This is a genomic window from Streptomyces ureilyticus, from assembly GCF_011045025.1.
Taxonomy (GTDB): Bacteria; Actinomycetota; Actinomycetes; order Streptomycetales; family Streptomycetaceae; genus Streptomyces; species Streptomyces ureilyticus.
Window position 1 is genome coordinate 25,482 of sequence record NZ_JAAKZX010000017.1, and the last position, 16,208, is coordinate 41,689.

15 protein-coding genes are annotated in these 16,208 nt (G+C 70.1%); 7 read left to right on the top strand and 8 right to left on the bottom strand.

The annotated features are described in order from the left end of the window. Window position 1: 1 nt before the first annotated feature. The 8 genes from G6048_RS08250 to G6048_RS08285 all read right to left on the bottom strand — a co-directional run bounded on the left by G6048_RS08250 (window position 2) and on the right by G6048_RS08285 (window position 8,592). Window positions 2-316, bottom strand: coding sequence for a MocE family 2Fe-2S type ferredoxin (locus tag G6048_RS08250; protein ID WP_165338789.1), 315 nt, complete (start codon window positions 314-316; stop codon window positions 2-4). Between the two features lie 13 nt (window positions 317-329). Next, window positions 330-1,418, bottom strand: a complete 1,089-nt coding sequence (locus tag G6048_RS08255) for a fatty acid desaturase family protein (protein WP_206341328.1) — start codon at window positions 1,416-1,418, stop codon at window positions 330-332. Window positions 1,419-1,592: 174 nt separating this feature from the next. Further along, window positions 1,593-2,087: a PaaI family thioesterase gene (locus G6048_RS08260; RefSeq protein WP_165338790.1), complete on the bottom strand. Its 495-nt coding sequence runs from the start codon at window positions 2,085-2,087 to the stop codon at window positions 1,593-1,595. Window positions 2,088-2,130: 43 nt separating this feature from the next. Beyond that, the gene (locus G6048_RS08265) at window positions 2,131-3,105 is read right to left on the bottom strand and encodes an LLM class flavin-dependent oxidoreductase (RefSeq protein ID WP_165338791.1); all 975 of its coding nucleotides are present in this window, start codon (window positions 3,103-3,105) and stop codon (window positions 2,131-2,133) included. Between the two features lie 27 nt (window positions 3,106-3,132). Next, complete coding sequence (locus tag G6048_RS08270; protein WP_165338792.1) at window positions 3,133-5,583, bottom strand: bifunctional acetate--CoA ligase family protein/GNAT family N-acetyltransferase; 2,451 nt, start codon at window positions 5,581-5,583, stop codon at window positions 3,133-3,135. A 64-nt stretch (window positions 5,584-5,647) separates the two neighbouring features. Beyond that, window positions 5,648-6,727 (bottom strand): amidohydrolase family protein, encoded by a 1,080-nt coding sequence (locus tag G6048_RS08275; protein WP_165338793.1) that lies wholly within the window; start codon window positions 6,725-6,727, stop codon window positions 5,648-5,650. 70 nt (window positions 6,728-6,797) lie between these two features. Continuing rightward, window positions 6,798-7,763 (bottom strand): electron transfer flavoprotein subunit alpha/FixB family protein, encoded by a 966-nt coding sequence (locus tag G6048_RS08280; RefSeq protein ID WP_165338794.1) that lies wholly within the window; start codon window positions 7,761-7,763, stop codon window positions 6,798-6,800. Between the two features lie 43 nt (window positions 7,764-7,806). Continuing rightward, window positions 7,807-8,592, bottom strand: a complete 786-nt coding sequence (locus G6048_RS08285) for an electron transfer flavoprotein subunit beta/FixA family protein (protein WP_165338795.1) — start codon at window positions 8,590-8,592, stop codon at window positions 7,807-7,809. Between the two features lie 175 nt (window positions 8,593-8,767). Between G6048_RS08285 and G6048_RS08290 the strand changes: the two genes are divergently transcribed. From G6048_RS08290 to G6048_RS08320, 7 genes are all read left to right on the top strand, one after another. After that, window positions 8,768-10,075, top strand: coding sequence for a phenylacetate--CoA ligase family protein (locus tag G6048_RS08290; RefSeq protein ID WP_165338796.1), 1,308 nt, complete (start codon window positions 8,768-8,770; stop codon window positions 10,073-10,075). Beyond that, window positions 10,075-10,785 carry a hypothetical protein gene (locus tag G6048_RS08295; protein ID WP_165338797.1) on the top strand — a complete coding sequence of 237 codons (711 nt, stop codon included), beginning with the start codon at window positions 10,075-10,077 and terminating at the stop codon, window positions 10,783-10,785. The genes G6048_RS08290 and G6048_RS08295 overlap by 1 nt, the downstream gene beginning before the upstream one ends. 22 nt (window positions 10,786-10,807) lie before the next feature. Further along, window positions 10,808-11,722, top strand: a complete 915-nt coding sequence (locus G6048_RS08300) for an SDR family oxidoreductase (RefSeq protein WP_165338798.1) — start codon at window positions 10,808-10,810, stop codon at window positions 11,720-11,722. An 11-nt stretch (window positions 11,723-11,733) separates the two neighbouring features. Then, on the top strand, window positions 11,734-12,228 hold the full coding sequence (locus G6048_RS08305; protein WP_165338799.1) for a Zn-ribbon domain-containing OB-fold protein: 495 nt from the start codon (window positions 11,734-11,736) through the stop codon (window positions 12,226-12,228). Beyond that, a complete protein-coding gene (locus tag G6048_RS08310; RefSeq protein WP_165338800.1) occupies window positions 12,225-13,376 on the top strand; it encodes a thiolase family protein in 1,152 nt (383 codons plus the stop codon). The genes G6048_RS08305 and G6048_RS08310 overlap by 4 nt, the downstream gene beginning before the upstream one ends. 14 nt (window positions 13,377-13,390) lie before the next feature. Then, on the top strand, window positions 13,391-14,635 hold the full coding sequence (locus G6048_RS08315) for an acyl-CoA dehydrogenase family protein (RefSeq protein WP_165338801.1): 1,245 nt from the start codon (window positions 13,391-13,393) through the stop codon (window positions 14,633-14,635). Window positions 14,636-14,879: 244 nt separating this feature from the next. Then, entirely contained in the window at window positions 14,880-16,013 is a 1,134-nt protein-coding gene (locus G6048_RS08320; protein ID WP_165338802.1) for an acyl-CoA dehydrogenase family protein, read from the top strand. Window positions 16,014-16,208 lie beyond the last annotated feature (195 nt).

Below are 16,208 nucleotides of genomic sequence, written 5' to 3' on the forward strand. Positions count from 1 at the left end.
GTCAGCCGATCCCGATGAAGACGGTGCCGTCCTCGACCCGGACCGGATAGGTCGGCAGATCGACGAGGACGGGAGCGCCATCGGCTCTCCCGGTCGTGTAGTCGAACCGCCCGTTGTGCTTGGGACATTCGATGGTGTTGTCCATGACCAGGCCGTCGCAGAGGAGCATCCGTTCGTGGGTGCAGTGCCCCGCGGTGGCGTAGAAGTCGTCCTCCGGGGAGCGGTAGATGGCGTAGCCGACCCCCTCATGCTGAAAGGGGATGACGTCTTCAGGGTCGATGTCGTCGGTCTGACATGCGGCGATCCACGTGGACATGCGGGTGTACCTCCTACTGGGCGAGCGCACGGCCATCGGAGCGGGCGTGCAACGGCGGCGCCCCCGGCGGCAGTTCACGGCGCACGTAATACGTCGGGTCCTTCAGCTGGCGCAGCACCGCCGGGATGATCTCCTTGTACGCCGCCCACAGGGACGGGTACGCGGGAGCCAGCTGGTCCTTGATCTCCTCGTGCAGCTCCGGCAGCCGGTGGTAGGGGATCATCGGGAACATGTGGTGCTCGACGTGGTAGTTCATGTTCCAGTACAGGAACCGGTGGACGCGGTTCATGTGCACCGTGCGGGTGTTGAGCCGGTGGTCGAGTACGTTCTCGCCCATCCCGGCGTGCTGCGTGAGGCCGTACACGTAGAGCATGTAGCCGCCGTACACCCGCGGCAGGCCGACGAACATCGCCGGCAGGATCGAGCCGGTCAGCACACAGGCGGCGATCACGGCGGCGTAGATCGCCAGCCAGATACGCGCCGTACGGAACACCTTGGCCCGCTCGATATCGGGGACGTAGGTGCGCTGCTCGGCGGTGAGCCGTCCGAACGCGTGCAGCACGGTGTCGCGCAGCGCCACGGGTACGTCGACCAGGCCGAAGAAGTTGGCCAGGAGCTTGGCCAGCCGGGCCGGGCGCATCACCTGGATCTCCGGGTCGCGGCCGAGGATCAGCGTGTCGGTGTGGTGCCGGGTGTGGCTCCAGCGCGACACGGTCGGGTTCCTCATGACCATGAAACAGGCCAGCTGGTACACGGCGTCGTCAAGCCGGCGGCTCTTGAAAGCGGTGCCGTGCCCGCACTCGTGCCAGCGTGAGTCCGACGCCGACCCGTACAGCACTCCGTAGGCGGCGAAGAACGGCACCGCGAGCCAACTGCCCCAGAAGACGGCGCCCAGTGTCCCGAACACCGCCATGGCGCCCAGCCAGATGACCGTGTCACGGATCGCCGGGCCGTCCGAGCGGCGCATGAGCTCCTTCATCCGGCGGCGCGGCACGTCGCTGCGAAACCAGTCGGTGCCGTCGGCCAGCCCCGCCTCCACGGCGCGTTCGCCCTCAGGGCCGACCAGGCTGTAGCGCTGCAGACGTTCTCTGGCCTTCACCATGCATCCCTGTCCTCTCCATCGAGCCGGTCATGCGCGGGTAACTGGAGCGCTCTACTGGAGCGCTCTAATTCCGGTAATGGTGAGAGCGGCCACCTCGCATGTCAAGACATTCGGTTGCAATAAGTTTCGGCAGGCGGCAGGAGCGCTTCCGCCGGTTCCCGCTAGCAGCGGAAGTTACTGGTCCGCCAGCCACGCCTCGTGGCGAGCGAAGTGCCCCGGATCCCGCGTGACCCAGATCCCCGACGCCCGCGCCAGCACCGCGCCGCCCGGCAGCAGTGTCATCTCGCCGGCGATGTACCAGCGAGAACCCTCGCGCCGCTCGACCCAGGCCCGTACCTGAACCGGTCGTTCCACCGGCACCGGTTTCACGAAGCTCACCGTCAGTTCGGCCGTTACGCTCAACACCCGGTTCAGCAAGGGGAGATGGCCCAGGCACTCGTCCATGACGGACGCCGTCCAGCCGCCGTGCGCGACGTTCGGCCCGCCTTCCTGGGAGCGGGGGCAGGCCAGTTCGAACCACGCCACGCCGTCGTCACGGAGCCATTCCTTGTCCACGCCGAGACGGCACGCGCCGGCCGCTCGGCAGGCCCCGCACAGCGCGACCCCGCCTGTCGTACGCGGCGGCTCCTGGAAGTCCGATCCGGCCCACTGGGCGTTTGGCGTCGGCATGCGCGCACTCCCTCGTCTCGAACGTCGGCAGATCGTCGGCGGATCAGACGTCGGCCAACAGCGGCCGCAGCTTCCCGGCGATCAGCTGAACCTGCCGGGCGACCATCTCCTCGGGCATCCCGGCCAGTGAAGCCCACAGGAACACCCCTTCGGCCGGCAACCCGGCCACGTACTCCTTGACGGCCTCGGCCACCAACTCCGGCGTACCGTAGAGGAATTGGGCGAACCCGTTCGCGCGCAGGCCGGTCTCCCGCCACTTCTCCGGATCGATGGGGCGGGGGAGCGGCTGGTCGGTGCCCTCCACCATGTACCGGCGATAGCTGTCCCACTGGTACGCCAAATGCTGGCGCACCACCGGCCAGTCCCCATCCGGATCCTCGGTGACGAAGGTCGTGAACGAACCCTGCATCCGGGCCACCGACTCCGCGTGCCCGCCCTCCGCGAGCCCCTCGCGATACGGCGCGAGCAGCGCGGGATTCAGCGACAGCAGCCCCGTGCCCAGCCGGCCCGCCCGCCGGGCCCCTTGCGGGCCCTGGTAACCGAGCCAGATCGGCAGCGGGTCCTGGACCGGACCCGGGGTGACCGAGGACGATGCCCACAGTTCGCGGATCTCGCGGACCCGGCGGTCGGTGGTGGAGTACCGCTTGCCGAGATCCGCCCCGTACAACCGGTATTCGGGTACGCGATACCCGGTGCCGAGTCCGAGATCGAGCCGTCCCTCGCTCAGGATGTCCACGAGTGCGGCCTGTTCGGCTATCTCGGGTGCCGCGTGCAGCGGCGCGGGGATCACGGCCGTGCCCAGGCGCACCCGGCGGGTGCGCGCGGCAGCGGCGGCGGCCATGGTGAGTGGCTGCGGGAGGTAGCCGTCCTCGAAGCCGTGGTGCTCGGAGAACCAGACCGAGTCGATCCCCAGACGGTCCGCCTCCTCGCACATCTCGAGGGCGAAGCCGTAGACCCGGGACCAACTCCGTTGCCAGAGCGGCGGGTTGCGCAGATCGAAGTAGATGCCGACCTTCATGACTCAGACCACCTCACGGTCATTCACTCAGACTGCTTCCCGGCTCTTCGGCTCGCAGAGCCGGATCTCGGCCCGGGTGACCGCGACCCCTTCTCCAGGAGGCGAGAGTCGTACCGGCCGCAGGTCCATCGACTCGATCTCCGGGAGGTCCTCGACCATCGCGGAGATCCGCAGCACGGTCTCCTCAAGGGCTGCCAGGTCCACACCTCGGCCACCCACCCGGCCGTCCAGCAGCGGTGCCGCCCGCAGCGAGCGGATCATCTCGCGCGCGTCGCGGTCGCTGAGCGGGGTGACGCGGTACGCGACGTCCGCCATGAGGTCGGCGTAGTCCCCGGTGAGCCCGAACGCGACCACCGGCCCGAAGACGGGATCGGCGTCGACGCGCAGGAACGCGTCCCGGCCGGGACCGGATCCCGTTTCGTCGCTTACATCGCTTACGTCGATCCCGTAGCACCCCAGCAACTCCCGGGCCACGGACGCCGGAACCGAACCAGCGGACAGCCCGGCGAGCAGCGCCCGCGCCCGCTCCGTGTCGATGCCGTCGAGGTCCGGTACGAAACCGGCCGGGCGGCTCCGCCATGCCTCGTACGCCGCCGCATGACCGAGTGAGGCGGCGGCCGACTCGGGGAACGCGTACGTCGGTACGACCAGTTCGCCCCGGCGCAGCAGATCGGCGACGCCCGCGCCGCCGAGGAAACTGGTCACCACCGGCTTGGAGGGCTGGGCCGACGCCGCGTCGAGGATCGCCGACGCCACCTCGTCGGCCTTGTCCGCCAGCGGAGGCATGAACAGCACGATCGCGGCGTCGACCTCGTCGTCGGCGAGTACGGCGTCCAGTGCCTGCCGGTAGTGCGCGGCGGTGGCCATCGGCGTGAGGTCGACCGGGTTGGCGACCTCCGCCCGGGGCGCGAGCGCCGAGCGGAGCGTCTGACGGGTGCGGTCGCCGAGCGTGGCGACCCGCAGCCCGCTCGCCGCGCAGGCCCCGACCGTCAGCGCGGCCGGGCCGCCCGCGTTGGTGAGTACGGCGACCCGGTTGCCGGGTGGGGGAGGTTGATGGGACAACAGCAGGGCGACGTCGAACAGTTCCTGGAGGCTCCGCGTGCGGATCACCCCGGACTGCGCGAACAGCGAGTCGACTGCCGAGTCGGCGTGCCCTGGATGCACCGCGACGATCGGCTTGCGCGGCGCGACCCGGCGGGCGATCCGGGCGAACCGGCGCGGATCTCCGAAGTGCTCGACGTGCAGCAGGATCACCGAAGTGCCGGGGTCCTCGTCCCACCACTGGAGCAGATCGTTGGTCGACACGTCGACGGAGTGCCCGACCGACACGAAACCGGAGAAGCCGAGGCGCAGCCGCCGGGCGAGGTCCAGCACGGTGAGGCCGAGCGGTCCGGACTGGCTGGACATCGCGACCCGGCCGGGCGCGGGCAGGGCGGGCGAGAAGGTCGCGGCCAGCCGCGCCCCGGAGCTCGTGTTGACCACGCCCATGCAGTTCGGGCCCACCAGCCGCATCCCGGAGGCCCGTGCGAACCGGGCCAGCTCCAACTCGGCCGCGCGCCCGGCGGGACCCGTCTCCCCGAAACCGGTGGACACGACAACCACCGCCTTGACGCCGACCCCCGCACACTCCCGTACGACTCCGGGAACGGCCTCGGCCCGTACGGCGACCAGCACCAGATCCGGAGGCTCGGGCAGCTCCCGGATGCTGGGATAGGCCCGTGCCCCGGCGATCTCGTCCGCGTGCGGATTGACGGGGAAGACGCCGCCGGGGAAGCCGTCGCGCAGCAGATTGGCCACGAGCTCGTGGCCGATGGTCAGCGGACTGCGGTTGGCGCCGACGACGGCGACGGAGCGCGGTTCGAGCAGGGGCCGCAGCGAGCGCCGTACGGCCGTGTGCTCACGCCGCTCTGCCCGGGCGACGGCCTCGGCCTGCGGGTCGATGGCGATGTCGAAGTGGATGATCTGGCCGGGCGGCCCAGTCTCGACCCGGTAGCCGGAGCCGAGGAACACATTGATCATGCGTACGTTGTCGGCGAGCAGGTCCGCTTCCAGGACCCGGATCCCACGGTCCCGGGCCGCCGCGGCGATGTGTTCGAGCAGCAGCCGCCCGAAGCCCTCGCTCTGGTGGTCGTCCCGGATCGTGAACGTGACCTCGGCGTGGTCCGGCCGTTCGGCGTCGCGCAGATAGCGGACCAGGCCGACGATGTCGTCACCGGCGAGGGCGACGAGGGCCAGCTCGTTGAGGTAGTCGACGTGCGCGCCGCGCCGGATCACCTCGTCCCGGGCCCGGACCACCGGGCCGAGGGAACGGAACGCCAGAGTCGCCCGCGACAGCCGGCCGACGAAGTCGACCAGCCGGTCGGCGTCGTCCGGCCGGATGGGGCGGATGAACGTCGACCGGCCGGTCCGTACGAGCCCCGGCTGTTCCAGATCCTCTGGATATTCGGGAGATGCGGGAGCTTCGGGTTGGCGGGTCATGAGCGCTTCTTCGCGCCTCCTCGCGGACGGGGGTTCAGCGGCCGGGCTTCAGCGGATGGCGCGTTCAGACGGCGGCCTCTTCGGGCGTCTGCTCCGGCGGGCTGAACAGTTCGTTGAAGGTGCCGCGGGTGACCCGTTCACGGATCTTGTCGTCCACGCCCTCGAAGAGCTCGTGCAGCGTCGACTGGGTGTGGCCGTACGTGCCCTCGAGGTGGGGATAGTCGTCGCCCCACATCACGTTGTAATAGCCCGTCGCCTCCACGACCTCCACGGAGCTCTTGTCGTGCTGGAAGGAGGCGTACACCTGCTGGCGGATGATCTCACTCGGCAGCCGGTTCAGTTTCGGCCGTACGAACATGCCGTGCTGGCGGTAGGCCTCGTCCATCCGGTCGCCGATCGCAGGCACCCACCCGGCGCCGCCCTCGGCGATGAGGATCTTCAGGTCGGGGTGGCGGTCCAGGGCGCCGCCCGCGACCATGTGGGCCACCACGCGCATGCCCGGGTAGGTCGTCTCCATGTAGTTGACGACCGCGCCGCCGGGGCCGCGGAAGACCACGTTCTCGCCGCCGGTGCCGATGTGGAAGGCGAGCACCACCCCTGCTCGTTCGGCGGCGGTCCACAGCGGCTCCCAGTGGTCCAGCGCGTACTCCTCGCCGGGCCGTGTGGAGCACGGCAGGAACACCGACTTGAAGCCGAGCTCCGCCACGCGTTCGACCTCGGCGACCGCGTCGTCGATGTCGGCCGTGGACACGCAGGCGGGTGTGATGACGCGCTTGTTCTTGCCGAGGATCTCGGAGTGCGCCCAGTCGTTCCAGGCGCGTACGGTCTCCCGGGCCAGCTCCCGCTCGGTGATCGAGACCAGCCAGAAACCCATGGAGGGGAAGGCCAGTTGGCTCCACACGCCCTCCTGGTCGAGGTCCTTCAGGCGTACGTCGAGATCCTTGGCGCCCGGCGGGCGCATGGCGTCCATGAAGTCGTTGAGCTGGCGGTCGATGCGCTCGCCGTCGATGTACAGCACCTCGTACTTCTCGCCGCGCTCACTGCGTGGCGCCCGGTCGGCGAGACGCGGTGGCAGGGCCTCGGTCCACAGGTCGTCGGGCTCCATCACATGGGAGTCTCCCGAGTTGACCCAGATCTTCGTCATAGCGCTTCCTTCGGGTCAATGGATGCAATTAGTTAGACACTTTAGTTGTTGCTTTGGGCTACGGGAAGCCTCAGCCGCGCCGCCGGTCGATCTCCTCGGCCAACTGCGGCAGCACCTTGAAGAGATCACCCACGACGCCGTAGTCGGCGAGCTCGAAGATCGGGGCGTCCGCGTCCTTGTTGACCGCGACGATGGTCTTCGAGGTCTGCATGCCCGCCCGGTGCTGGATCGCTCCGGAGATCCCGGCGGCGATGTAGAGCTGCGGGGAGACCTGGGTGCCCGTCTGCCCGACCTGGTGGCTGTGCGGATACCAGCCGGCGTCCACCGCGGCCCGCGAGGCGCCGACGGCCGCGCCCAGCGCGTCCGCGAGCCGCTCGATGACGGCGAAGTTCTCGGCGCCGTTCACGCCCCGGCCCCCGGAGACCACGATGTCGGCCTCGGTCAGCTCGGGGCGGTCGCCGCCGACGCGCGGCGTGCGCGACAGGACGCGGGTGGCGGTGGCGGCCGGGTCGAAGGTGACGTCCACCTTCTCTACGACGGGGGTGGCCGGTGCGGGTTCGGGGGCGGTGGCGTTCGGCTTGACCGTGATGACTGGAACGCCTTCGGTGACATGGGCCGTGACCTGGTACGTCGCCGCGAACACGGACTGCTCGGTGACCGGCCGCCCGTCCTCGTCCGCCGTGATGTCGACGGCGTCGGTGATCAGCCCCGCTTCCAGACGCACCGCGAGCCGCGCGGCGATCTCCTTGCCGTCGAGGCTCGACGGCAGCAGCACGGCGGCCGGCCCGCTGCTCGCGGCGATCTGCGTGAGGGCGTCGACGGCCGGGGTGACCAGGTGCTCCGCGACGTCCGGGGCGTCCACGACGTACACCTTCTGTGCGCCGTACGTGCCGAGGACATCGGTCGCGGTGTCCGCGCCCGGCCCGAGGTAGACGGCCGACGGCTCGCCCAAGCGGCGTGCCAGGGTGAGGAGTTCGAGGGTCGGCTTGCGTACGGTGCCGTCGACATGGTCGACGAGGACGAGGATCTCGGCCATGGTGGAGTGCTCTGCCTTTCTGGTGGTTGGGGGCTGGGGACTGTCAGGCGAACTTCTTGGCCGTGAGGAATGCGGCAAGGCCGACGCCGCCCGCCCCCTCGTCCGCGACGATCTCTCCCTTGGCGCGCGGCGGTCGCTTGGCCGCGGTGTCGACCGCCGACCGGGCGGCGGACCGGCCGGTCCACTCCGGCTCGATGTCCAGGTCGGCCAGGTCAAGGGTCTCCACGGGTTTCTTCTTCGCCGCCATGATCCCTTTGAAGGATGGATAGCGGGCGTCGCCGGACCGGTCGGTCACCGACACCACGGCCGGCAGCGTGCCCTGGACGCGTACGGTCGCGGACTCGCCCTCGCGGCGGCCGGTCACCGAGCCGTCCTCGATGGAGATCGCGAGCTCGTCGAGATGGGTGACGGCCGGGACGCCGAGCCGTTCGGCCAGCATCGCCGGGACGACGCCCATCGAGCCGTCCGTCGAGGCCATCCCGCAGACGACCAGGTCGAAGCCGTGTCGCTCGATCGCCTTGGCCAGCACCAGTGACGTACCGAGCGCGTCACTGCCCTGGATGTCGTCGTCGCTCACATGGATCGCGCGGTCGCCGCCCATCGCGAGCGCTTTGCGCAGGGCGTCCTTCGCGTCGTCCGGGCCGACGGTGAGGTACGTGACTTCGGCGTCGACGCCCGACTCGGTGATGCGCAGGGCCTGTTCGACGGCGTACTCGTCGAGTTCCGACAGGACGGAGTCGACCGCGTCCCGGTCGGTGGTGCCGTCCTCGGTGAACGTCCGGTCCGCCGTGGCGTCCGGCACGTGCTTCACGCAGACAACGATCTTCAACGCGGTACCTCCACTCTGGTTGAATGAGTGCTAATAGTTAACTATATCCTGAGGGCTGATGCGAGAGACGGCTCAGTGTCGGTCGGAGTCTCGACTCGATTCCGACGAATTAGTTGACTCATTACGCTGATAGCTGGAAGATCTGGGCAGCCGAACGAGGCTGCGAGGAGGCGCCATGGCCGGTGACAGGTACTTCGAGCCGCAGGTGGAGACGATGCCCCGCGATCAGCTCCGGGCGTGGCAGCAGGAGCGCGTCGTGGAGCTGGTCGAGTACGCGTATGGCAACTCGGCCTTCTACCGCGAGCTCTGGGACGATCACGGGGTACATCCGCGGGACATCCGGACCCTGGAGGACTTCCAGAACCGTGTCCCCTTCATCACCAAGGACATGGTGCGCGCCTACCGTGCCCGCACCAAGGACCCCTTCGGCGGACTGCTCTGCGTCCCGCCCGAGGAGCTGACCTCGGTGTCCTCCAGTTCGGGCACCACCGGCGACCCGGAGTTCTTCGCGGAGATCTGGGAGGACGCACCGCCCCTGGTCACCGCACAGGTACGCGACCTGTGGGAGGTCGGGCTGCGGCCCGGAGACATGGTACTGAGCCCGCCCGGGACCTTCCGCAACTTCATGGACGGCGGCTACCAGGCGCTCGGCGCCGTGGTGGTCGAGGTGGACACCTGGCTCGGCAAGATGCACGAGGTCGTCGAGGCCGTCCGTACCTACCGGCCCGCCTACCTCCAGATGATCTACCCACAGCTGGTGGAGCTGGAACACCTGGCCGACAAGGTGGACCTCAAGGAGGCGTTCTCCTCCCTCAAGGGCGCCTCGTGTGCCGGCCAGCCGCTCAGCCGCAGGATGCGCGAGCGGGTCCGCGACGACTGGGGCATCGACGTCTACGAGTACACCAGCGCGGCCGACACCGGCACCGCCTGGGAGTGCCGGGAGCACGACGGCTTCCACCTCTGGGAGGACACCGTCTTCGCGGAGTGCCTGGACATCGACGAGTCCGGGTCGCGGGAGGTCGCGGACGGCGACGTCGGTGAACTGGTGGCCACCGACCTCGACAACCGGGCCGCGCCGCTGATCCGTTACCGCAGCGAGGACCTCGTACGGCTGTCCCGAGACGCCTGCGGCTGCGGACGCACCCACGCCCGGATGTGGGTGGCAGGCCGACGCGGCGACGAGACGCTGGTCCAGGGACGTTCCGTGGTCCTGCGGGACATCTGGCAGGCGGTGGAGGACCAGCCCGAGACCGTGGCGGGCGTCTTCCAGATCGTACGAGCGTCACGCGAGGTCGACGAGCTGCGGCTGCGGGTCGGCTACGACCCCGAACTGACCGGCGACGTCGAGGCGTTGGCAGGGCGGCTCGGTAAGGCCGTGCACGAGCGGACGGGTGTCGAGCCGGTGCTCGACCTGCGGACCGAGGAGGAGCTGTTGCAGACCATGACCAGCGTCGCCAAGTTCCCGAGGGTGGTGAAGAGCTGATGGCACGCGCCGACACTCTGGCCAGGGCCCGCGAACTCGACCGGCCCCAAGTCGCCTACATCGTGCGTTTCCCCGCCGCCGACGGCATGCGGGACACCGAGCTGACCTGGGCGGAGATGGACCGCGACGCCGCGTGGACCGCCGAACGACTGCGCGGCCACGGATTCGCCGCCGGGCAACGGGCGCTGCTGACCGCCTCCGGGTTCGAGGGCTTCTGGGGCCGCTCGGTCATCGGCGCGCTGCGCACGCTGAAGGTGACGTACGGCATCGCCGAGGCGATGGGCTGGGACCACCGCCGCACCGCGGTCTTCCACCGCGAACTGAAGCCGCACGCGGTGATAGGCCTGTCCGCCGAGACCTTGGAGGGCCTCAGCGGCGGCGCCGACATCGGCGAGATGTTCCGGGCGACTCAGGTCGTACTGGCCCGCCCGGCCGCCGTGCCGGTGCTGCGCCAGGCGGGCGTGCCGGCCTCCTTGATGACGACGGTGGGCCCGGCCCTCGCGCTGGAGTGTCCCGAGCGGGCCGGAGCACACGTCAACGGAGCCGAGTGGCGGGTCGGTGAGCGGGACGGAGGGCTGTTCATCGCGGCGGGGGAGGGGCGCGGGTCCGGGCTCCCCGAGACGCCGCTGGGCATCGCGGGCCAGGTGGTCACCGGCCGGTGCGGCTGCGGCAGCCATGACCCGCGCGTGCTGCTCACCGAGATCAACTAAGCGTCAACGTCTAGGAGTTGGGATGTCGCAAGGAGTGGTCGACGGCCGCGTCGTGGTCGTCACCGGTGCCGGCAACGGGATCGGCCGGGCACATGCCCTGGCGTTCGCCGCGCAGGGCGCGAAGGTCGTGGTCAACGACCTGGGCGGCTCGCGCGACGGCGCAGGCGCCTCGGCCGGCCCCGCCCAGACCGTGGTGGACGAGATCACCGCGGCCGGCGGCGAGGCGGTGGCCAACACCGACGACATCTCGTCCTGGGACGGTGCCGCGCACCTCGTCCAGCAGGCCGTCGACACCTTCGGCGGCCTGGACGTACTGGTCAACAACGCGGGCATCCTCCGCGACCGGATGATCGTGTCGATGACCGAACAGGACTGGGACAGCGTGCTCGCCGTCCACCTCAAGGGCAGCTTCGCCACCCTGCACCACGCGGCGGCGTACTGGCGCGAGCGCGCCAAGGCCGGGCAGCAGAACGACGCCCGCGTCATCAACACGACGTCGCCGTCCGGCATCTTCGGCAACCCCGGCCAGTCGAACTACGGCTCGGCGAAAGCGGGTCTCGCCAGCCTCACGATCATCGCCGCCGCCGAGCTCGCCCGGTACGGAGTGACGGTCAACGCCATCGCGCCGACCGCTCTCACTCGGCTGACCGAGGACATCGAGATGATGAAACGGGCCGCCGAGACCCAGGACCTGACCCCGGAGGCCATCTCGCCCCTCGTGGTGTGGCTGGGCTCGGCCGCCTCCCGCGAGGTCACCGGCCGCGTCTTCGGTGTCATGGGCAACCGCATCACCGTCCTGGAGGGCTGGGTCAACGGCCCCGGCGCGAGCGCCGAGTCCCGCTGGACTCCGGAGGAGCTGTCCTCCGTCGTCCCGAACCTCGTGGCCAAGGCGGCACCGAACGCCGACGCCCTGGGCAACCGCAACGGCACGGCGTGATGGGGCGCGACATGATGCAGCAAAAGCCTGTAGCCGACGGCCTGTTCACCTGGCCCCCCACCGCACAGCCCCGGCTCATCGGCACCGAGTGCACGGCCTGCGGACTGGTCAGCTTCCCCACCGAGACGCACTGCGTACGCTGCGGCAGCCCGGACGCCAAGGAGCGGCTCCTGGCCGACAGCGGCACGCTGTGGACCTTCAGCACCCAGGGCTTTCGCCCACCCTCACCGCCGTACGACGGATCCGACACGGCCGCCACTTTCGAGCCGTACGCCGTCGGCTACGTCGAACTCCCCGGCGAGGTCCTGGTCGAGGCCCGGCTCACCGAACCCGACCCGGAGAAGCTGACCATCGGGCAGCGGATGCGGCTCACGCTCGTGCCCTACACCGTGGACGCCGACGGCACCGAGGTCCTGACCTTCGCGTTCACCCCGGCCGACGAGCCGAACGAGCCCGTAGAGGCCAACGAGCCCGGCCAGCCCATCGCGCCCGAGGAGCAGTCATGACGGAAGCGGTCATCATCGGAACGGGACTGCACCCCTTCGGCCGCTTCCCGGGCAAGCCCGCGATGGACATGGGCGCGGACGCCGTACGCATGGCGCTCACCGACGCGGGCGTCAACTGGCCCCAGATCCAGGCCGGTTACGTCGGCAGCTTCGAGGTCGCCAACCCGGACGCGATCGTCGGCCGCCTCGGCCTGACCGGCGTACCCCTGCGCGGCGTCTTCAACGGCTGCGCCACGGCCGGTACGGCGGTGGCCATGGCCGCCCGCGCCATCGAGACCGGCGAGCACGACCTGACCATCGCCATCGGCATGGACAAGCACCCGCGCGGCGCCTTCGCCGCCGACCCGTCCGTCGCCGGAATCCCCTCCTGGTACGGGCAGACCGGGCTCTTCCTCACCACCCACTTCTTCGGCATGAAGATCAACCGCTATATGCACGACCACGGCATCTCCCACGAGACGCTCGCACGGGTGGCGGCCAAGAACTTCGGCAACGCCGCCGGTAACGAGAAGGCCTGGCGACGTACGCCGCTCACCGTCGAGGAAATCCTCGCCTCACCGGTCCTCAACTACCCGCTGCGGCAGTTCATGTACTGCGGACCCGACGAGGGCGCCGCCGCCGTCGTCATGTGCCGGGCCGACCAGGCCCACAAATACACCACCTCGACGCCGATACGGGTCCGGGCCACCGCCCTGCGCAGCCGCCGCTTCGGCGCCTTCGAGGTGCAGAGTCCGTCCGTGCCGGTGGGGGAGCCGGTGGCGAGTCCGACCGTGGACGCTTCCCGGGCCGCGTACGAGCAGGCGGGCATCGGGCCCGAGGACGTCGACATCGCCCAACTCCAGGACACCGACGCCGGATCCGAGATCATCCACATGGCCGAGAACGGGCTCTGCAAGGACGGCGAGCAGGAACGCCTCATCGCCGAGGGCGCCACCGAGATCGGTGGCCGGCTCCCCGTCAACACCGACGGCGGACTGCTCGGCAACGGCGAGCCCATCGGCGCGTCCGGACTGCGCCAGATCCACGAGATCGTGCTCCAGTTGCGCGGCGCCGCAGGGACCCGGCAGATCCCCGGCACGCCCCGCGTCGGCTATACCCACCTGTACGGCGCGCCCGGCGTGTCGGCGGTGACCATCCTGTCCACCTGACCGCGGAGCCCCAAATGGAACACGACATGCAGGCCTTCGCCGCCGAGGTACGCCGCTTCCTGGACGCCCACGTGGCGAAGGCCCCCGACCGCACCGCCTTCACCTGGGGCGAGGGCGACGACTCGATGGCGTACTTCAGCTCCCTCCCGCCCGAGGAGGAGCGCGAGCAGGTGCGGCGGGCGCGGGAGTGGCAGCGGATCCGTTACGAGAACGGCTTCGGCTGGATCACCGGCCCGCCCGAGTACGGCGGACGCGGACTCACCCCCGTACACGATCTCCTCTACGACGCGATCGAGTCCGAGTACGACGTCGCCGACACCGGCACGCTCAGCGTGATCGGCCTGGGCATGATCGGCCCGACGATCCTCGCCCACGCCCCGCAGCCGCTGAAGGACCACTGGCTGCCCGCGATGTACCGCGGGGACGCCATCGCCTGCCAGCTGTTCAGCGAGCCCGGCGCCGGCTCCGACCTGGCGAGCGTGACGACCCGCGCCGTACGCGACGGCGAGGACTGGGTGCTGAACGGTCAGAAGGTGTGGACCTCGGTCGCCCAGCACAGCCAGATCGGCCTCGCGCTCACGCGCACGAATCCGGACGCGCCCAAGCACCGCGGCATCACCGCCTTCCTCGTACCCATGGACACGCCCGGCGTGGAGGTCCGCCCGCTGCGGCAGATGACCGGCGGCGCGGACTTCAACGAGGTGTTCCTCACCGACGTCCGCATCCCCGACGACCACCGTCTCGGCGAGGTCGACGGCGGCTGGACCGTCGCCCTGACGACCCTGATGAACGAGCGCGCCACGGTCGGCAGCGAGGGCGCCGGACCGGTGGCCGCCGCCCTGTCGCCCGACCGGCTCTCCGCGCTGATGCGCGCCACCTGGACCTGGGACGACCGGGCCCTGCGCGGCCGGCTCGCCGAACTGCTCGTCGACGTCCTCGCCACCGAACACCTCAACGCCCGCGCTCTGCGCAAGCTGCACGCGGGCGTCGCCCCCGGCCCCGAGATGTCCGTGTCCAAGCTGCTCTACGGCCAGAACCTCACCAAGGCCGCGCACTTCGTCTCCGACGTCCTCGGCCCGCGCGCCATCGCCGACACCGGTCAGTGGGGCACGTACGCCTGGACCGAACTCCTCCTGGCCACCCCGGCGTTGAGGATCCTCGGCGGCACCGAGGAGATCATGAAGAACATCCTCGCGGAACGCGTCCTCGGCCTGCCGAAGGAACCGGTGACGACCGCTGCCAAGGAGGTACGTCATTGAATCCTCCCCCGGCTGAAGCAGGGGGATTCCTGGCTCACGCCGCCTGCGGGTCAGCGACCCGACAGGTCTTCCACGATCAACACCAGCCGGGTTGAAACCAGCCCGGGTTCGTACAGCAAAGCCTGGAGGTGCATGTGCTGTCTTGGTTCTCGATCAGCACGGCGTACGCGCTTGGTTCTCGCAACACACCGCAGACAGCTTACCCGACCGCGCGGGCGGTCCGGGGCATCCTCGGAGGAATCAAGTGATCGCCGACGAGAGCGAACTGGACGAACTGCGGTCTGCTGTACGGGACTTCCTTGAGGCGAAGTCGCCCGAGGAAGCCGTCCGCAAGCTCATGGAGAGCGAGCCGCGTTACGACCCGGCCGTGTGGGCCCAGTTGACCGAGCAGCTGCGGCTGCCGGGCCTGGCGATCCCCGAGGAGTACGGCGGTGACGGCTTCGGTCCCGTCGAACTCGGCGTCGTCCTGGAGGAGATGGGCCGCGCACTGCTGTGCGCACCGTTCTTCGCGACGGTCGTCCTGGCCGCCCAGGCCGTGCTGGCTTCGGGTGACGCCGAAGCCTGCGCGCGTCTTCTCCCCGGTATCGCCGCGGGAGCGACCACGGCCACGCTGGCCGTCGCCGAGAACAGCGGTTCCTGGGACCCGGCCCTGATCTCCGCGCGTGCGGTGCGCGACGGGGAGGGCGGAGTGGGCGGAGGGGGCGGCTGGAGACTGACCGGCCGCAAGGGCTTCGTCATCGACGGTACGACGGCCGACCTGGTCCTGGTCGTCGCCCGTACCGTCGGTGGTCCCTCGCTCTTCGCCGTCGACGGTCCAGCGCCCGGCCTGACCGCCGAGTCCATGGAGACGCTGGACGCCACCCGGGCGATGGCCCGGCTGACGCTGGACGCCGTCCCCGCGACGCTCATCGGCTCCGACGGTGCCGGCGGACGCATCATGGCCAAGGTCCTGGACTACGCCTCGGTCGCCCTCGCCGCCGAACAGTCCGGCGGCTCCCGCCGCTGCCTGGAAACGGCGGCCGAATACGCCCGCACCCGCCACCAGTTCGGCCGGCCCATCGGCTCCTTCCAGGCCGTCAAGCACAAGTGCGCCGACATGCTGGTCCAGGTCGAACTGGCCGAGGCCGCCTCCCGCGAGGCCGCCCGGCTGGCCGCCGAGGGCTCCCCGGACTACCCGGTCGCCGCAGGCGTGGCACATGTGGCCTGCTCACGGGCGTACATGTTCACGGCGATGGAGAACATCCAGGTCCACGGCGGCATCGGCTTCACCTGGGAGCATCCCGCCCATCTGTACTTCCGCCGCGCCAAGTCCTCCCAACTCCTGTTCGGGGGCCCGGCGGTGTACTCCGAGCGGCTGCTGGACCGGCTCGGTATCTGACCGAACCGCTGCGCCGCCGCCAGGCCCTTGGGGCCACTCGACGCGGGCCGACTTTATTCGGTTGCCGCTCCCCGTGTCCGCCCCTCACCATGGGCGAGACACCGGGAGCTGCCCGGTGCTCCACGAGAGGAGGCACGACCGTGACTACGACTGTCCTCGGCCTGCCCGCAGACCGCCTCCCTCTCACTTCATGGA